The organism is Bradyrhizobium sp. CCH5-F6, assembly GCF_001556045.1.
Classification (GTDB): domain Bacteria; phylum Pseudomonadota; class Alphaproteobacteria; order Rhizobiales; family Xanthobacteraceae; genus Bradyrhizobium.
In genome coordinates, this window is the sequence record NZ_LSIC01000003.1 from 1 (window position 1) to 16868 (window position 16868).

The 16868-nt window shown below is 65.2% G+C and carries 16 protein-coding genes and 1 pseudogene; 5 read left to right on the forward strand and 12 right to left on the reverse strand.

Annotation, left to right across the window (positions count from 1 at the left end):
• Positions 1–169, reverse strand: a 169-nt coding sequence (locus AX729_RS00150) for a zinc-finger domain-containing protein (protein WP_061019880.1), incomplete at its 3' end; no start/stop codon positions are given.
• Positions 170–473: 304 nt separating this feature from the next.
• On the opposite strand from AX729_RS00150, the gene AX729_RS00155 reads away from it, so the two are divergent.
• Together AX729_RS00155 and AX729_RS00160 are read left to right on the forward strand one after the other, a co-directional pair.
• Complete coding sequence (locus tag AX729_RS00155) at positions 474–1610, forward strand: hypothetical protein (protein WP_061019881.1); 1137 nt, start codon at positions 474–476, stop codon at positions 1608–1610.
• A gap of 164 nt (positions 1611–1774) precedes the next feature.
• Positions 1775–2530, forward strand: coding sequence for an alpha/beta fold hydrolase (locus tag AX729_RS00160; protein ID WP_061019916.1), 756 nt, complete (start codon positions 1775–1777; stop codon positions 2528–2530).
• Positions 2531–2623: 93 nt separating this feature from the next.
• On the opposite strand, the gene AX729_RS00165 is transcribed toward AX729_RS00160, so the two are convergent.
• Positions 2624–3559, reverse strand: coding sequence for a LysR family transcriptional regulator (locus tag AX729_RS00165; RefSeq protein WP_061019882.1), 936 nt, complete (start codon positions 3557–3559; stop codon positions 2624–2626).
• A 108-nt stretch (positions 3560–3667) separates the two neighbouring features.
• On the opposite strand from AX729_RS00165, the gene AX729_RS00170 reads away from it, so the two are divergent.
• The gene (locus AX729_RS00170) at positions 3668–4081 is read left to right on the forward strand and encodes a hypothetical protein (RefSeq protein ID WP_061019883.1); all 414 of its coding nucleotides are present in this window, start codon (positions 3668–3670) and stop codon (positions 4079–4081) included.
• 81 nt (positions 4082–4162) lie between these two features.
• Here the strand turns inward: AX729_RS00170 and AX729_RS40315 are convergent, their stop codons facing one another.
• The 7 genes from AX729_RS40315 to AX729_RS00210 all read right to left on the reverse strand — a co-directional run bounded on the left by AX729_RS40315 (position 4163) and on the right by AX729_RS00210 (position 11584).
• The gene (locus AX729_RS40315) at positions 4163–4471 is read right to left on the reverse strand and encodes a YciI-like protein (RefSeq protein ID WP_061019884.1); all 309 of its coding nucleotides are present in this window, start codon (positions 4469–4471) and stop codon (positions 4163–4165) included.
• Positions 4472–4509: 38 nt separating this feature from the next.
• Positions 4510–6756 carry a xanthine dehydrogenase family protein molybdopterin-binding subunit gene (locus AX729_RS00180; protein ID WP_061019885.1) on the reverse strand — a complete coding sequence of 749 codons (2247 nt, stop codon included), beginning with the start codon at positions 6754–6756 and terminating at the stop codon, positions 4510–4512.
• On the reverse strand, positions 6753–7742 hold the full coding sequence (locus AX729_RS00185; protein ID WP_061019886.1) for an FAD binding domain-containing protein: 990 nt from the start codon (positions 7740–7742) through the stop codon (positions 6753–6755). Before AX729_RS00185 ends, AX729_RS00180 begins: the two co-directional genes overlap by 4 nt.
• Positions 7739–8302 carry a 2Fe-2S iron-sulfur cluster-binding protein gene (locus AX729_RS00190; protein ID WP_502686891.1) on the reverse strand — a complete coding sequence of 188 codons (564 nt, stop codon included), beginning with the start codon at positions 8300–8302 and terminating at the stop codon, positions 7739–7741. Before AX729_RS00190 ends, AX729_RS00185 begins: the two co-directional genes overlap by 4 nt.
• Before the next feature lie 17 nt (positions 8303–8319).
• Entirely contained in the window at positions 8320–8805 is a 486-nt protein-coding gene (locus tag AX729_RS00195) for a nuclear transport factor 2 family protein (RefSeq protein ID WP_061019887.1), read from the reverse strand.
• A gap of 112 nt (positions 8806–8917) precedes the next feature.
• Positions 8918–9835 carry a LysR family transcriptional regulator gene (locus tag AX729_RS00200; protein ID WP_061019888.1) on the reverse strand — a complete coding sequence of 306 codons (918 nt, stop codon included), beginning with the start codon at positions 9833–9835 and terminating at the stop codon, positions 8918–8920.
• A 390-nt stretch (positions 9836–10225) separates the two neighbouring features.
• Positions 10226–11584 carry a hypothetical protein gene (locus AX729_RS00210; protein WP_061019890.1) on the reverse strand — a complete coding sequence of 453 codons (1359 nt, stop codon included), beginning with the start codon at positions 11582–11584 and terminating at the stop codon, positions 10226–10228.
• A 276-nt stretch (positions 11585–11860) separates the two neighbouring features.
• On the opposite strand from AX729_RS00210, the gene cysE reads away from it, so the two are divergent.
• Together cysE and AX729_RS00220 are read left to right on the forward strand one after the other, a co-directional pair.
• Positions 11861–12685, forward strand: a complete 825-nt coding sequence (cysE, locus tag AX729_RS00215; protein ID WP_061019891.1) for a serine O-acetyltransferase — start codon at positions 11861–11863, stop codon at positions 12683–12685.
• Between the two features lie 123 nt (positions 12686–12808).
• Positions 12809–13027 (forward strand): DUF3126 family protein, encoded by a 219-nt coding sequence (locus AX729_RS00220; protein WP_007602550.1) that lies wholly within the window; start codon positions 12809–12811, stop codon positions 13025–13027.
• A 24-nt stretch (positions 13028–13051) separates the two neighbouring features.
• Here the strand turns inward: AX729_RS00220 and AX729_RS00225 are convergent, their stop codons facing one another.
• The 3 genes and pseudogenes from AX729_RS00225 to AX729_RS00235 form a co-directional block, all read right to left on the reverse strand.
• Positions 13052–14368, reverse strand: coding sequence for an FAD-dependent oxidoreductase (locus AX729_RS00225; protein ID WP_061019892.1), 1317 nt, complete (start codon positions 14366–14368; stop codon positions 13052–13054).
• On the reverse strand, positions 14365–14670 hold the full coding sequence (locus AX729_RS00230) for a ferredoxin family protein (RefSeq protein WP_061019893.1): 306 nt from the start codon (positions 14668–14670) through the stop codon (positions 14365–14367). The genes AX729_RS00225 and AX729_RS00230 overlap by 4 nt, the downstream gene beginning before the upstream one ends.
• 2 nt (positions 14671–14672) lie before the next feature.
• Positions 14673–16798: pseudogene (locus AX729_RS00235) on the reverse strand (molybdopterin-containing oxidoreductase family protein).
• Positions 16799–16868: the final 70 nt, after the last annotated feature.

Genomic DNA, 16868 nt, shown 5'->3' on the forward strand with positions numbered 1-16868 from the left:
GCGTCGAGCAGTAGGGGCAGATGATCTCGTTGTCGTTGCCGAGGTCGAGGAAGACGTGCGGATGGTCGAACGGAGGATTGGCGCCCACACACATGAACTCTTTCGAGCCGATCTCGATGACGGGGACACCGGCATCGTTATGGAAGTGCGGGACGACATGGTCGGACATCGTAACTCATCCTGGAGTGGCAATGGCGGCAGATACAATCAAAACTGACGCGGCATAGGTAAGGCGCCGCGGACCATACTGGCGGGTGCAGATGATTGCTAGTCCAGCGGAACCGAAAGCCCCGCAATTGCCCCATGCTCATTTGCTCATGCAAATTCGACACAATCTTGCGGCCTGAGAGAAGCCCTTCTTTCGTCGGGGACGTTGTGTCGCAATTTTGGCATACTATGTCTGTGGACGAGCGCATTTGCGACCAAAGACGAATCGTCCGGCCGACGCTTCCAGGATCCTCCAGGTTTTCCGCATGAAATGGCTGCGAATCAGCACAGCGTTGGCCGGTGTCGCGGCATGCAGCTTCATGCTCGCGCAGATTGCGCCGCACGCCCGCGAGGCCGGCGCGATCCTCGCCGCCCAGGATGATCCGGCCGTGCTCTCCGAGCTCAAGCTCGATGCACTGTTGCGGCAGAACGAGCGCATCGTTCAGGACAACATCGAAGCTGCGCTCGCCGCCGGCGATGCCGACCTCGCCGACAGTTTCGTGGCGCTCGCGCGTGACCGCAACATCGCGCTGCCGGACGATCTCCTCGGCCGCGTCAGCGATGCGGTCAAGGCCGAGAGCTCCACATCCCATTTCGCCAAGCGATTTGCCACCGGCCTCGTCACCGGCAACGCCGACGACGTCGCGAGCCTGTCGGGAACGGTGGCCGGCGATCTCTTCGTGTTCGGTGACATCAGGGACGTCGTCCGCGAGGGCAAGCACCTCGCCATGGGCGAGGACACCGACCGCCTCGTGCTGGGGCTTGCGGCCGCGGGCCTTGCGGTGACGGCGGCGACCTATGTCTCCGTCGGCGGTGCCGCGCCGGTGCGCGCCGGCCTGACGTTGGTGAAGGATGCGCGCAAGGTGGGGCGGCTCGGCGAGGGGCTTGCCGCGTGGGCCGGCCGGTCCGCGCGCGAGGTCGTCGATGCGCCGATGCTGCGGAACGCGGTGGTATCAGGCTCGGTGTTGCGGCCGGGCCAGACCGTGAGTGCGATCAAGGCAGCGTTTCGCGCCGAGAAGGCGGGCGCGCTGGTCCGGCTCGGCAAGGACGTCACGCGCGTCGCCGAAAAGACCGGCACGCGCGGGGCGATGGACACGCTGCGCATCGCCGACGGTCCCAAGGACGTCGCGCGCGCGGTGCGGCTCGCTGAAGCGCAAGGCGGCAAGACGCGTGCGGTCATGAAGCTGCTGGGTCGCGGCGCGCTGTTGCTCGTCGGCGGCGCGTTCAATCTGGCGCTCTGGTTGTTCGGCGCGGCTCTGACGCTGTTCGGCCTTCTCTCCTCCATCAAGGCGACGACCGAGCGCCTGACCCAGGCCTGGTGCGATCGCAGGCGGGCGAGGCGGCTTCGCCGCGCGCAGGCCGCCGCCGAGACCGCTCTGGCGGATGCGGCCCTCAGGGCCTGAATCACGGTGAGATCAAGGAAATTCGTCGTCGCGTTTCGGGCGATTGTTTGAGCATGTTCTCCGTGCAAACGCGTTCCGCGTTCGTCGCTTGGAAAAACCGCTGCACACTTGTCCGGATCGTGTTTTAACATCGGCTTTTCCCCTCGAGACCTCTGGAACTGATGATGCCGAGCTTCCACAACGGCGCCGTTGAAATTGCCTATCTGGACGAAGGCGAGGGCGATCCGATCGTCCTGGTGCACGGCTTTGCCTCCAGCAAGAACGTGAACTGGGTCTATCCGACCTGGGTCTCGGAGCTGCGCAAGAACGGCCGCCGCGTGATCGCGCTCGACAATCGCGGCCACGGCGAAAGCGCAAAGCTCTACGAGTCTGCACAGTACTCGATCCCGACCATGGCCGGCGACGTGCTCGCGCTGATGGATCACCTCGCCATCCCGCAGGCCGACATCATGGGCTATTCGATGGGCGGGCGGATGACGGCGTGGCTCGCGCTCAAGGAGCCGCATCGCCTGCGCTCGGCGATCCTCGGCGGCATCGGCATCGGCGGCCTGATCGAGGGCTCCGGACCCGGCGAGAACGTCGCGAAGGCGCTGGAAGCGCCCTCGCTCGACGACGTCGCCGATCCCGTCGGCCGCACCTTTCGCGCGTTCGCCGATCAGACGCGCTCCGACCGCCGCGCGCTCGCCGCCTGCCTGCGCGGTACGCGCGACCTCATGACGAAAGACGAGGCTGCGCGCATCGAGGTGCCCGTGCTGATCGCGGTCGGCAGCACCGACGACGTCGCCGGCTCCGCCAGCGCGCTCGGCGCGATCATCCCGGGCTCGGAAGTGCTCGACATTCCCAATCGCGACCACATGCGCGCGGTCGGCGACAAGGTCTACAAGACCGGCGTGCTGGATTTCCTGTCACGGCGCGGGTGAGTCCGCAAAGGGCCAAGAGGGGTCTTCGCCTGCTGATTCCGAGGACCCGCGGCTCGGGTTTCTGGCGACCAAACTTCGGTGCCGGCCGATGCTTCACGCTGCCTTGTCGCTGAACCCTGCGGGAAGCGTGTTGAGGAATGATATGACGCGCTGTGTGCGCAGGGGCGGGCGGCGGCCCGAGGTGCGTACCATCCACAGGGGTTCCGCAGGCGCGCGCCAGGGCGCCAGCACCTCGACCAGCCGGCCGGCGCGAAGGTCTTGGCCAACGAGCCACGCTGGGCCCCAGCCGATCCCAAACCCATTCGCGACCAAGGCGAGCGAGGCATGCGCGTCGTCGCAGATGTGCTTGGGCTTGGGCGTGACGCGAATGGGTGCTTTGCCGCGCGGGTCGGCGAAGCGCCAGGTCAGGATCTGACCGCTCGCGGGATTGCGGAAGCCGACATGGTCGTGCGTGGAAAGCTCAAAGGGAGTGGCCGGCGCGCCGCGCGCTTTCAGATAGGCGGGCGAGGCGCAGGCGATCCAGGAGAACGTGCAAAGCCGCCGCGCCTGATGGCCCGGCGCGCGGTCGAGCGGCCCTGAGCGGATCGCGACGTCGACGCCTTCCGCCGCGAGATCGAGAATCTCGTTGCGGAATTTGACCTCGATCTCGATCTCCGGCCGTTCCCGCAGGAACGCGGGCAGTCGCGGCAGGATGCAGGCGCGCGCGAACGAGGCGGGGGCGGTCACGCGCACCCGTCCGCCGTCGTCGCGCGCGACGTCGCCGAGCGCGGACTGGACGCGGGCGAGACTTTCGACCAAAGCGCGCCCCGCCGTCATCAGCCTGTCGCCCTCGTCGGTCAGCGCCAAAGAATGGGTGGAGCGGTGCAACAGCCGCAGCCCATGAGCCTTTTCGAAGCGGGCGACCGCCTTGGACATCGCCGAGGTGGTGGTCCCCGCCCGCCGCGCGGCTTCGGCGAATGAGCCCGCCTCGACGACGCGGACGAAGGCGAGCAGACGCGAGAGATCGGGAGGCAAGGTCGTTGTTGACATGGAGTCCACATAGTCATGGCTGCGGGGTCACTACAAGAGCCATTCCCGAACGGGCTAATCAGGGAACGTCAGCGCGCATCCTGCGGCGCTCCAAACACCGGAAGTCCGATGAATCCCATCGAAATCACTCTGCAAGCCCTCGACGCCGCCGAGCGGGCGATTCCGCCCGGCCAGCCCGTTTATATGCTCAATCTGTTGCGCTACCGCCCGCAGGCGCGTTACGAGGACGGCTTCGACGCCGCGCCCTGCTCGGGCCGCGAAGCCTTCAATGAACGCTACAGGCCGGCATTCCGGCGTCTGGCGGCCGGCAAGCCGCTCGTGCGGCTGTTTTCCGTTCCGGTCCTGGCGAACCTCGTCGGCTCGCCAGGCGAACGCTGGGACGAAGCGGCGATCAACGAATACGGCGATTTCGCCACCTTCCGCGCGATCGTCGACACCGAGACCTACCAGCGCGACGTCGCCCCGCATCGGCACGCGGCACTGGAAGCTTTCCGGCTGTTCGCGCTCGCCAAGGCGATGTGAAATTGGCGACGTGAAACTGAACGGTGACAGTGCACAATCGTTTGCCTGACCAGCGCTGTCAGACATGGCATTGGTGCACTGTCATCGCTCTGGCCGCAGCTGCGCCGACGCATCTCGACCAACGACAGTCGCCCATTCGCGAATGCGCCAGCTTCGGATGAGACCGTTGTTCACATAGGGGTCTTCCTTCACGAATCGCTCGACGACCTCCTTGCTCTCCCCTTTGAAGAGAATGACGCCGGTATCGAGCGGATCGGTGAGCGCACCGGCAAGGACGAGTTCGCCGCGCTCGGCCGCAGCCCAGGCCTTCGTGAGGTGAGCATCGCGAAATTCTGGCCTGCGGGCCTCGTACGTCTCCCCGAACTCCAGAAGGAGAAGATAGTGCCTCACGTTCAATCCTCTTTGGTTGGGCTCAGGACGGGCGGACGTCACGTCCGCGAGAGAGTGCTCGATAGCGGCGGCAAGCCAGGCAGAAGCTTGTCGAGCGTAATCGGAAACTCGCGCACGCGCACGCCGGTGGCATTGTAGACCGCATTGGCGACCGCCGCGCCCGAGCCGCATACGCTCAGCTCGCCTACGCCCTTCGCAAGCAACGGATTGGCCAGTGAATCCCGCTCATCGAGGAAATGAACGTCGATGGCGGGGATGTCGGCATGGACCGCCACATGATACTCGCCGAGGTCGCGATTGACGACCTTTCCGGAGCGGGGATCATGGATGAGCTCTTCGCTCAGCGCACCGCCAATTCCGAGCACGACGCCGCCGATCGCCTGCGACGTCGCGGTTTGCAGGTTGAGGATTCGGCCGGCTGCAAAAACGCTATTCCATCGCGCGACCCGCACCTCGCCGGTCACCGCATGCACCCTGACTTCGCAGAAATGCGCGCCGTAGGACGTCTGGTTGAAGCGACTGTTGTTCTCGCCCGGCTCTACGACGCCTTCGACTGCCAGCCCATTGCCGACCAGCTCGGCGATCGCCCGCCGGATTCCCGGCGCCGTCAGCACGCCGCCCGCCAGCGTGATCGCATCGGCCGGCGCACCGGCCGCAGCGGCAAGCCGGGCGCGCAGTTCTGCGCACGCAGCATAGACCGCCGAGCCGCTCGTCGTCGCGCCCCAGCTGCCGCCCGAACCGGCGCTTGCTGGATCATCGGTATCGCCCAGCCGCACGTCCACCTGAGCGAGCTCCACGCCGAGCATGTCCGCCACGATCTGCGCGAGGATGGTGTAGGTGCCGGTGCCGATATCGGTCATCTCGGTTTCGACGGTCACCCGCCCGTCGCCTTCGATCCGCACCCGGGCTCGGCTTGGCCCGAACAGATTGCCGCGCGCCGCAGCCGAGACCCCGTGCCCGACCAGCCATTCGCCGTCCCGGAGCCCGCCGGGATCACGATTGCGCGCGGACCAGCCGAAGCGCTCTGCGCCTTGTTTGAGGCACGCCACGAGCGCGCGGCTGGAGAAAGGGGCACCGGTTTCGGGATGCCGCTCCGGCTCGTTGCGGAGGCGGAGCTCGATCGGATCGAGCTTCAACGTCTCTGCCAGTTCGTCCATGGCGCATTCGAGCGCGAGTTGTCCCACCGCTTCGCCGGGTGCGCGCATCGAAACGCCGAGTAGCTTGTTGGTGCGCACGACCTTGTGGTCGACCAGCCGGTTCGCGCCGGCATAAAGCAGGTGCGTGGCGAGGCCTGCGGGTTCGAAAAATACCTCGCCCGCGAGTTGATCGCTGATCGTTTCATGCTGGACGACTGTGAGTCGTCCGCCCGCATCCGCGCCAAGCCGCATACGCTGATAGGTCATCGGCCGCCGGCCGGTGATCTCGAACACCTGCTGGCGGGTCATCACGACCTTCACGGGACGACCCAGCTGCTGCGCGGCGATCGCCGCCGCCACGGCCTCGGGCATCACCCCAAGCTTGCCGCCAAATCCGCCGCCCACGAAGGATGACAGGACCCGAACCATGGAGGGCTCCACTCCCATCACTGTCGCCAGCTGATCTCTCGTCACGACCGGCGACTGATAGGATCCATGCAAGGTCAGTCGTCCGTCCTGCCAAATTGCCACGGAGGCGTGCGGCTCCATCGCCGCATGGCTCTGACTGGGCGTCTGCCAGACTGCGTCAATCAGAGCCGCCGCCTCGCTTGCGGCACGCGCGACATCGCCCTGTTCGGTATGGATGAGGAAGAGGCCGAAGATGTCGTCGGTCGGCGGTAGCGCGGTTTCACGCGCTGCAACCATGTCGAACACGCCGGGCGCCGTATCGAATTCCAAGCGTACGCACAACGCTGCCGCGCGGGCGCGCTCGAAACTGTCCGCGACCACGAGGCCAATCGGCTGGCCGAAATAGGCGACGTCCTCCACCCCCTGCACCGGCGCCGCTGCACCAGCAAAGCTGCCGCCATTGCGGATCAGCCGTTCGTCCCGGATCACCGCGAGGACGCCGGGCATTGCCAAGGCCTCCGCAGTGTCCACCTTGGTGATCCGGCCACGTCCGAGCGGTGCGCGCAGGAGAACGCCATGCACCATGCCCTCCGGAAAATGCTCGGCGGCGTACCGGGCGGTGCCCGTCACCTTGCGCGGTCCGTCGATCCGCGGCAGCGCGGTGCCGACGATCGCGGCCGGCGCGCGGTCGAGCAGGCTATCCGTGAAGGGCGCATCCATCTTCAGGAGTGCCTCGGTCATTGCGCATTCCCCGTCAGGTCCATGAGGCAGGCGGCGAGTGTCCGCCGCAGCAGCGTTATCTTGAAGTCATTTCCGCCATGGCCCTGCGCCTCGGAAGTTACGGCCTCCGCGACGCGGTCGAACAGGGCCTGGCTCGGCGGTTGGTCGATCAGGAGTGCCTCCGCTGCACGGTCTCGCCACGGCATGGGAGCGACGCCGCCAAAGGCCATGGCTGCTTGCGCGATCCTGCCGTCTTCGACAGCAAGCGTCGCGGCGACAGATACGAGTGCGAAGGCATAGGAGGCGCGATCGCGCACCTTGCGGTAGCGCTGCCGGCCTTTCGGCGGCGGAGGAAGCACGACGGCGGTGATCAGTTCGCCCATCGCGAGCGTGTGCTCGATATGCGGCGTTTCGCCCGGCAGGCGATACAGCTCGTCGAGCGTACGGAGCTCGACTTGACCATCCTGGCGCCGCGTCTCGACTTGCGCATCCAGCGCACGCATTGCCACCGCCATATCGGACGGATGAGTCGCGATGCAATGCGCGGAGGTGCCGAGGATCGCCATGATCCGGTTGACCCCGCCGATCGCCGCGCAGCCGGTCCCCGGTTCGCGCTTGTTGCAGGGTGAAGCGGGGTCGTAGAAGTAGTAGCAGCGGGTTCGCTGAAGCAGGTTGCCGGCGGTCGTCGCCTTGTTGCGCAGTTGGCCTGACGCACCCGCCAGGAGCGCCTGCGACAGCAACGGATAGCGTTCCCGCACCAGCGGGTGCGCCGCCAGCTCGGCGTTCGTCACCAGCGCCCCGATACGCAGGCCACCGTCCGGCGCCTTCGTCACGGCGCGCATGTCGAGTCCGCCTATATCGATCAGATGCGGTGGCCGCTCGACGCCGAGCTTCATGAGATCCAGCAAATTGGTGCCGCCGGCGATAAAGCGCGCGCCGGGGCGATCCGCGGCTGCCTGAAGCGCCTCCGCTTCATTGCCGGCACGGAGATAGTCGAAGGGCATCATGCGGAGGCTCCTTCGTCGGCGGCGTAACTTTGGATAGCCTCGACGATCCGCGGATAGGCTGCGCAGCGACAGAGATTTCCGCTCATCCGCTCGCGGATCTCGGCTGCATCGATCGGCTCGGCAGCGGCATGTTCGCCGACGTGGCTCGGCCAGCCTGCGCGCCATTCCTCGAGCATTCCGACTGCTGAGCAGATCTGGCCAGAGGTGCAATAGCCGCATTGCAATCCGTCGGCGGCCACGAACGCGGCTTGCAGCGGGTGCAGAGCCTCCGCGGTGCCAAGGCCTTCGATCGTGGTGATGGCGTCCGCGCCATGCATCGCGGCGAGCGAAAGGCAGCTGTTGATGCGGCGGCCATTCACCAGCACGGTGCAGGCACCGCATTGACCGTGGTCGCAGCCTTTCTTGGTACCGGTCAGTCGCAGATGCTCGCGCAAGGCGTCGAGCAGAGTCACGCGTGCGTCTACTTCCAGGCGGTGGGTGACGCCATTCACCGTCAACGTCAATGGGACGCTGGCGTTCGCTTCGATCCAGGGCACTGATTTTCCTCTTGAGAATACAATGAAAGGAGCAGGTAGGCTCAATCAGATCGCGCGGGCAACGCGAGCGCGGCCTTGAAGGCGGGGATGTCAAGGAACGCGGTGACCGCGACGATCTGCTGGTCTTTGACCGTCATGATCCACAGATAGCTGTTCCGGTAGAGGTTGCCGTTGATGAGCTCGGCGCTTCCGTCCCAATGGACCAGCACATCGTCGCCATCCGCCCAGACCTTGCGGACGTTGGGCTTGAGCGGTGTCTTCAGCCGCGCGGCGAGCGGGCGCGCGGCCGCCGCCAACAATGCTTCCCGGCTATGATAGGTCTTGGCGACATCGGGATCGGCACCGATGATCTGCCATTTCGCGTCATCGGCCAGAAGAGCAAAGATGTCTCCCTCGGCGCGAGCCCAGCGTTCGAAAGCGGCGGTGATGAAGGCCCGGTTCTGTCCCTCGGCGGGGCTCTTGCGGATGCTTTCCTGTGCTCGGCCCAGAGCCGGCGTGGCGAGGGTGAGGCAGAGGGCGAGGAGCATCGCCGTTCGAGGGGACATGTTCGCGCGTCTCCGATCCGAAAACTCGCTCTGTTAATAGCGTGACCCCCTCTCTGGTTCGTCTCCGAAATGTCGCGACAGCGGGGACCGTGGGTCAACGGTCCATCAGCGCGCGCCTTAGGAAGTCGCGTTCGAAGACGAAGCGTTTGAACGCCTGGATGGCCGGAGAGGGGTGCGCGGTTTCGGGCGTGTAGAGATAGGCAGGCCACATCCGCCGATTCCACGTCGGCAACACCTCGACCAGCCGGCCGGCACGCAGATGCTCCTCGGCAATGAAGTCGAGAAGCCGGACGATACCGACATGATTCAGCGCGGCTGCCACCAGCAGCGGCGCGTCGTTGACGACAAGGCTGCAATCCGGCGCGATCGATCGGGTCTCGCCGGCATGGTTCAGGAAGTCCCAGCTGTGCGGCTTGCCGGTGACATCGTCGATCAGGCGGACGCCGCTGCGGTCGGCGATATCCTCCGGTGCCTCGGGTGTCCCGTGCGCCGCTAGATAGGCGGGCGTCGCGCAAGTCACCACGCGGCTCTGCAGAATGGCCTGCTTGTCCAGTCCTCGCGCATCGGGGTCTCCAAACCGGATCGCCACATCGACCCCCTCGGCCAGAAGATTGTCGATTCGATCGCGAACCAGCACATCGATCCGCAATCGAGGATGTGCCGTCAGAAGTTCGGGCAGAGCGGGCATCAGCAGGAAGGGGCCGAACGCGGCATCCGTCGAAACCCGCAAGCGACCCCGCACCTCGGCCAGCGAATCGGGCGTGGCGATCGCGCCGAGCCGCTCCATCAAGGGCGCCACTTCCTCCAGGAAGCCGCGCCCTTGATCGGTCAGCTTCAGCGCACGACTATTCCGGTCGAACAGGCGCATGCCGGTCCGCTCTTCCAGGCGCGCGATGGCCTTGCCGACGCCGGAACGCGAGAGTCCCACCTGATCGGCGGCGCGGGCATAGCTTCCCGCTTTGGCGACCGCGACAAAGACGGTGATGCCACCGATGATCCTTCCGTCGAACACGATGATCTAACCTTTTTCTTCCGGCCGAGCTGGCGCGCAGACGTCTGCCCGCGAGATGCGCTCACTTCGTTGCCGGCAACGTGGGTGGCGATTCAGCGATCCACATGGTCGCGGCAGCAGCCCCATAGCGTTCACCGGAAACCGAGAAAGCAACGAGCGCGCCATTTAGCCGCTCCACGTCATCGGCAGAGAGCGTCAATTTGTCCGCCCCGAGATTCTCCTCGAGATAGCTTGGTCCCGAGAATCGGAACGACTTGGTCTTGGTCCCCGATCTGGAGCAGCCAGGCAAGCGCGACCTGGCCGGGCGTTGCGCCATAATCTAGATGCGTCCCGGGTTCCAGCCCCTGAGATCGCCTGAAAACAAAAACGCGATGACGTTTCATCTCAATCTCATCGCCTCTTGCTGTTCTCCCCAACCCTCCGCCCGACCGCCACCAGCACCACGAACGTCGCAACCCACACCATCCGCGCGCCGTAGCGGTCGTGCGGGCCGGAGATCACGCCGCAGATGAAGGCGTTGCCGAGCAAGGCCAGCGTCACCGTCGCGGCCAGCAGCGTCAGGTCGTCCAGCCGGCGCTTCGCCAGCGCATGCGCGAGCAGGGCAACCAGCCCCAGCATCGAGGCCAGCGCGACGGGGACATGCAGCCAGTTGACGTAGTCGAAATTGATGTCCCAGTGCTGCTGCCGCGCGGCGCGCATCGGCGCGACTTGCGAAGGCACGTAGCGCTCGATGATGCCGTAGGTGTGCGGGATCCAGCCGTTGGTGCCTTCGCCGGTCGCCACATGCAGCAATTGCCGTCCCATCGCGCGCAACGCGGCGCCGGCCTGCCAGGCCGGATAATCCGCGAGCGAATGCGCGACGATGTAGCTCATCTCGTCGTTCATGCCTTCGAAGCGGCCGAGCGTGTTGAACATGCTCTTGCCCCACAGGAATTCGTCGGCACTCGTCGGCAGCTCGTTGCGATAGGGGCAGAGCTTGTAACGTTCGCGCGGGCAGCGGTCGTTGAGATATTGTGCAACGATGCCGTCCTGCATCATGCGGCCGAAGGCGACGCCATAGCCGCCGGGCGTCCACGTCCATTTGCCCGACAGCGCATAATTCGCCGACACCAGCATCAGGCTGCCCGCGACGATGGTGAGGCTCGCCTGTGTCAATCCGGCAAGCGGAAGCCGTTTGCCCACGAACGGCCGCGCCATCCAGCCGGCGGCGCAGAGACCGAACAGCACGCCGAGCGTCGCGCTGTGGGTCGCGGCGGCAAAGGCGGTGAAGGCGAACAGCGCGATCTTTTCGAGCCGCGACGTGCGCTGTCCTCCGACGACCAGCAGGAACAGCGACAGCACCGAGAGTCCCGCGAAGATGTCGGTGAGCAGCATGCTTGCAAGCCAGGGCAGGGCGGTCGCCAGGATCAGCCCGAGGCTGATCGCGACGAAGCGAAAGGTCTGCATCATCGAGAGCACGCGCAGCGTGAGCTGCAGCAGCCACAGCGTCGCCAGCGACTGGACCGCGAGGTTGATCCAGAAGCCGGAACTCTCGCCATAGTGCAGGTAGAGGCCGAACACCGTGGAGCGGCTGGGGACCAGATAGCCCTCGTACCAGCGCGCCAGATAGCCGCCGGTATCCCATTGCAACAACGGATAGCCGTTCCAGAACGCCGGCGCGATCAACAGGAGGGGCAGGGCTACCGCCGCGAGCCGCAGCCAAAACGTATCAGCGGCGCGCGCGCGCAATCGGTCGGTGGTGATGCTCAAATCCGCTCCCGCCCTCGTTCGGACCCATGATCGCAATAACGGTTCGGGGAGAATTCACCAATAGTTTGACGCCGCCCCGCTTGAATTTGGCAAAACCCTGACCAAGTTGAGCCGACCTCGCCGTTTGGGGGCGTCAGAAGAAACTGTTGTGTTTCAAGGCCTTGGCGCGCCCCCGCGGGGCAAGGTGCTGTTCACTCTCAGGCAAGCCCGTCAGGATTTTGTCGCCTAGACTGTGCTATACAGCCAACAAAAGAAGCCAATTCGAGAGAGCAATCCATGGCAATGCATCAGGTCAATCCGGGAGGAAAGCTCGCATCCCTCGATCCGATCTGGGACCGGATCAGGAGCGAGGCGGAGGATATCGTCCACCGTGAGCCCGAGCTTGCGACCTTCATCTATTCGACGGTGCTGCACCACAGCCGCCTGGAAGACTCCGTGGTCCATCGCGTCGCCGACCGTCTCGATCACTCCGCGCTGTCGGGCGATCTGGTGCGCCAGACCTTTGACGAGGCGCTGCGCGACGATCCCGATATCGGCAACGCCTTCCGGGCCGATCTCGTCGCCATCTACGATCGCGATCCCGCGACGTCGCGCTTCATCGACCCGTTGCTCTACTTCAAGGGCTTTCACGCCATCGAGACCCATCGCCTCGCGCACTGGCTCTATCTGAAGGGGCGCAAGGATTTCGCCTATTACCTTCAGAGCCGATCGTCGGCCGTGTTCCAGACCGACATCAATCCCGCCGCGCGCATCGGCCGCGGCATCTTCCTCGACCACGCCACCGGCTTCGTCTGCGGCGAGACGGCGGTGATCGAGGACGACGTTTCGATCCTGCACGGCGTCACGCTCGGCGGCACCGGCAAGGAGAACGAGGACCGTCATCCGAAGATCCGCCACGGCGTGCTGATCGGCGCCGGCGCGAAGATTCTCGGCAACATCGAGATCGGCCATTGCGCGCGCATCGCCGCCGGCTCGGTCGTGGTCAAGCCGGTGCCGCACAACGTCACCGTCGCGGGCGTGCCCGCCAAGATCGTCGGCGAGGCCGGCTGCGCCGAGCCGTCGCGCACCATGGATCAGATGATCAACGCGATGGGCCTTTGACATCGCGTGAAAGGGCCGGATTTCCGGCCCTTTTTCGTCCCCAGATTGTTTGACAATTCATGCTGGCGGTTCGTCGCGTCTCGTCCTAAAACCCCGCCGACCAATTTCGATCGGAGGCTTGCCGTGGACGTCAAAGAAGTCAGAAAGTTAGATGCGTATCTGAAGCGCGTATTCGGCAATCCCAAGATCCGCGTCGTGCCGCGGCCGAAGAAGGACGATTCCGCCGAAGTCTATATCGGCGAGGAATTCATCGGCGTGCTCTTCGTCGACGACGAGGACGACGATCGCTCGTTCCAGTTCCAGATGGCCATCCTCGAGGACGATCTCGTCGATCAGGAGTAGAGCAGGCGCCTGCAAAGCTCGGCGTCACGCATCCATCGCGGCGAGCATGTCGGGGATCGTGACGAATTTCTCCCGGGGCTTGCCCAGTTCGGCTCCCCTGCGCTTCTCGGCCGCGTCGATCGTGCCCCAATCGGGATAGCTCACGATGCGTGCGACGCGGCCGGTCAGGCGCGCAAGCAGTGCCTCAGGTGTATCCGAGCGCGGCCGTCGATGGGTGATATCCGTTAGGACGGCCTCTGCGGTCGCAATCCCGCAGCCGCGATTGGTGCCGATCGTGCCGTTCGGCCCGCGTTTGCTCCATCCGCAGACATAGAGGCCCTCGATCACCGAACCATCGACTGCGACACGTCCGTCGACGTTCGCATGCACGCCCCGACGCGCGTCGTAGGGAACCCCAGCCACCGGTGTGGTCTTCCGGCCGACGCTGCTGAGCGAGAGGCCGCATGCGATGTCCTCGATGGCGCCCGACGCCTGCTTGAACGCGATGGCCTCCAGGCGGTCCCGTCCTCGGAGCGCGACGGGTGACAGACGAAATCGAAAAACGCAGCGCCGCTGCTTCGTCACGGACGTCCGCGAGAACGCGCGCAGCAACGACAATTTTTCGGTCAGCTCCGGATCGTCGGGAGGTCGCGGCTCGAATTCATCGGGGGCGACGTTGCCCATGTCGACGCAAGTGTCGCATGTGTCGAGTTCGAGAAAGTCACGCAATTCCTTTGCGGTGAACCTGGCCTGCGCCGGTCCGCCGCGGCCGACGACGTGGATTTCGCGGATCCGGCTCTCGGCGAGCACGTCGAGCGCGTGGCGCGCGATGTCGGTCCGGCGCAGCTCGTCCGCGGTCTTGGCGAGGATGCGCGCCACGTCGAGAGCGACATTGCCGTGGCCGATGACGATCGCGGTCTCATGATGGAGATCGAACCGCAGATCCGCAAACTGCGGATGTCCGTTGTACCACGCGACAAATTCGCCCGCCGTATGGCTGCCCGGGAGAGCTTCGCCGGGGATGTCGAGCGCCCGGCTCAGTTCCGCGCCTGTCGCTAGCACGACGGCGTCATAGGCCTCGCGCAGCTCGTCGATCGTGAGGTCGTCTCCGATGGTCACGCCGCCGATGAAGCGAAACCCGGGCATGGCGGCGATCCGGTCGAAGGCCGCAGTGACCTGCTTGAGCTTCGGATGGTCGGGGGCTACGCCGAACCGCACCAGCCCGTACGGTACCGGGAGCCGCTCGAACATGTCGACAGTCAAGGGCACGCCCGAGCGCAACAGGGCCTCGGTGGTGTAGAAGCCGCTCGGTCCGCTGCCGACGACGGCGATGCGGTTTTTGTTTGCAGCGGACCCCGTCATCGGCCCAGCGCCTGCCTGCGTTCATCGGCCCCCGGCAGGGCCGGCAGGCGCGCACTGATGACGGGAGTTTCGCTCGCGCGCTTGCGGTTGACGTCGATCCAGTACTTCTTGTCCGCGGCGAGGCGGTAGTCGGGCTCGATCGCGCCGACCGGGCAAGCCGGCGCGCAGCCACCGCAATCGATGCAGTTTTCCGGATCGATGTACGTCATGGTGTCGTCGACGTGGAAACACTCCACGGGACAGACGGTAACGCATTCGGTGTAGCGGCAGCCGCGGCAATTGTCGGTGACCACATATGTCATCGTCAGGCCCCGCTGACCTGAACGAGGATGTCCGAGAATGTTGGGGCACGGCCGAGGTCGGCGAAGGCGGGAGGCGTCAGCACGTGAACCGTCGCGCCCTGCGATTGGATCGCTGCCAGTAGCCGGACGGGGCCACCACCACACCCGGCATGACGTCGGCCGAAACGGTCGCGAAGGCCTCGAACGCGCCACGATCGTTGAACACGCGAATGGGCGCGCCCGCGACGATGCCACGCTGTGCCGCATCGTCCGGATTGAGGAGCACCGCTTGTTCCTCGCCCGCTTGCGCGGTCTGCGCCGGCAGGTTGCCGTAGTTCGAATTCAGGAAGGCGTGGCTCTTCGGCGAGATCAGGCTGAGCGGATAGCGCGTTGCGAGCATGGGCGCCGTGCGCGGGTTCTCGTTCGGCGGGATGTAGTGGGGCAGAGGATCGACCGGCGCGGCGTCCTGATCGCCATTGTAGCCCTGGCGGAACAGCGGCACCACGAAGTTGCCGCCGGCGGCGATGCTCGAGCTGAACTCGCACTTCCCTGATGCGGTCGGAAAATTTCCCTCGCGGTGTGGTGCCCAGTCGGCCGGCGCGGGCATGTTGAGGCGCGCGTAGCCCTTGGCCTTGACGTCGTCGAGCGTGATGCCTGCCAGAACCGGGCTGCTCCAGTCGAGGGAGGCTTCGATGATCTCGTCGTCGCTCCGGAAGAAGGAGGGGTCCGTGATGCCCATCGCGCGCGCGAGCCGGCGAAACAGCTCGGTGTTGGACACGGCTTCGCCGAGCGGCGCGATCGCCTGGTTGTTGTAGGATAGATAAAGATGCCCCCAGGAGAACATGATGTCCTTCTGCTCGAGCTGCGTGGTCGCAGGCAGAACGATGTCGGCGTATTTCGCAGTGTCGGTCAGGAAGTGCTCGCTGACGACGGTGAAGAGATCCTCGCGTTCCAATCCCTTTTCGAGCTTGCCCTGTTCGGTCACCATCGCCATTGGATTGGCGTTGTAGACGAACAGCGCCTTGATCGGTGGATCGAAGCCGAGTTCGCCCGTCAGCGCCGCTCCGAGGCGCCAGGAATTGAGCACGCGCATCTTCTCCGGCTGGAGATCGGGACGCATCAGCACGTCCCATCTGACCGGGAAAGCCCAGATCGGGAGCTGGAGCAGCCCGCCGCCGACGTGCTTCCAGGCGCCGATCAGTCCCGGAAGACAGGCGATCGCACGCACGGTCTGACCGCCGCCGGCATGCCGCTCGACCGCGACGCCGATGCGCACGACGGCCGGAGGTGTCGTCGCATATTCCCGCGCCAGCTTGACGATGTCGTCGACCGGAATGCCGGTTTCCTGCGAGGCGAATTCGGGTGTGTAGCTGGACGCCCGTTCGGCCAGCTCGTCGTAGCCCACGGTGTATTTGTCGATATAGTCGCGATCGATCAAATTCTCCTTGATGATGACGTGGATCATCGCGAGCGCCAGCGCAGCGTCGGTGCCGGGACGGATCGGAATATGCCAGTCGGCGAGGCGGGCGGTGCGGGTGCGGACGGGATCGATCACCACGAGCTTGGCACCGGCCTTTTTGGCCTGCTCGATGAACGGCCAGTGATGCGAGTTTGTGCTCAGTGTGTTGCAGGCCCACAGGATGATGTACTTCGAGTGCACGAAGCTTTCGGGATCGACGCCCGGCGTGTGCCCGATCGTCATCATGTACGCGGTGCAAGAGCCGGAATCGCAGAAGGTGCGCTCCAGAACCGTCGCGCCGAGCTTGTTGAAGAGGGGATCGCCGACGTTCAGCCCATTGATGATGCCCTGCGTGCCCAGATAGCTGTAGGGTAGGATCGCCTGCGCACCATCCTCGGCAATGACGGATGTCCAGCGCGAGGCAATGGTCGCGAGCGCTTCCTCCCAGGAGATCCGCTGGAATTGCCTGGTGCCCTTCGGTCCGACGCGTTTGAGCGGATACAGGACGCGCTTGTCACTGTAGACACGCTCCTCGTAGTTGTTGACCTTGACGCAAAGCCGTCCGCGCGTGAACGGATGGTCGGGATTGCCGCGGACGGCGACGGCCTTGCCGTCCTCGACCGTGGTCAGAATCGAGCAGGTGTCCGGGCAATCGTGGGGGCATGCGCCGATGACCGTGGTCCTTGCCATGGATCTCTCCGCTTCCTGATTTGAGGCAATCCGAAGGATGCGGTCGTCAGGCCCGGCCTGGCTTCTCAAA